This window comes from Pseudanabaena sp. CCNP1317 (assembly GCF_034931345.1).
GTDB classification, from domain to species: domain Bacteria; phylum Cyanobacteriota; class Cyanobacteriia; order Pseudanabaenales; family Pseudanabaenaceae; genus Pseudanabaena; species Pseudanabaena galeata.
In genome coordinates this window covers 1-716 of record NZ_JAYGIF010000146.1, presented here as the reverse complement: position 1 = coordinate 716, position 716 = coordinate 1, and the positions used below count along the sequence as shown (strand labels likewise).

General features: G+C 39.7%; 1 protein-coding gene. It reads right to left on the bottom strand.

Annotated elements, in window-relative coordinates:
- Positions 1 to 716, bottom strand: a 716-nt coding sequence (locus VB775_RS22565) for a HAMP domain-containing sensor histidine kinase (protein WP_323216968.1), incomplete at both ends; no start/stop codon positions are given.

Below are 716 nucleotides of genomic sequence, written 5' to 3'. Positions count from 1 at the left end.
GCACTGACATATCCACCATGCAATTCGACTATCTTTTTGACTAAGGCTAATCCTAAACCAGTACCATCATATTGGCGATTGAGAGGGCTATCAATTTGGATAAAAGGTTGAAATAGCTTTTGTAAGTTATCAGATGTAATACCGATACCTGTATCTATTACAGCCAAAGATACCCAAGCTTGGGGGCTATTTTCATTGGAGATACTCAGAGCGTATTCTAGGGTGATTTTGCCTCCCGACGGGGTAAATTTGATCGCATTACTGAGTAGGTTAATTAATACTTGACGGATACGACGCTCATCAAGGGATGTTTCTAGTTCAGATGGAGCGCCCCTTAAGTCTAACTGCAAGTTTTTTTGGATTGCCATCTGTCGGACAAACATCATACTAGATTGGCAAATATCTTTAATATTTGAAGATTGACAGTCTAAAGTCATTTCATCAGCTTCAATCTTGGCAAGATCGAGGATGTCATTAATTAACTCCAGTAGATGATTGCCACTGTTTTCGACGACCTTCAACATACGCTTTTGCTTTTCTTGGATTTTTCCAAAGACTCCTTCAGATAAACTTTCTGTAATACCGAGGATGGCATTAAGAGGGGTGCGAAGCTCATGACTCATATTCGCGAGAAACTCATCTTTGAGGATTGTTGCTCTTAATAGTTCCTGATTTGTAGTTTGTAGGAGAGCTTCAGCTTTTTTGCGATCGCTAAT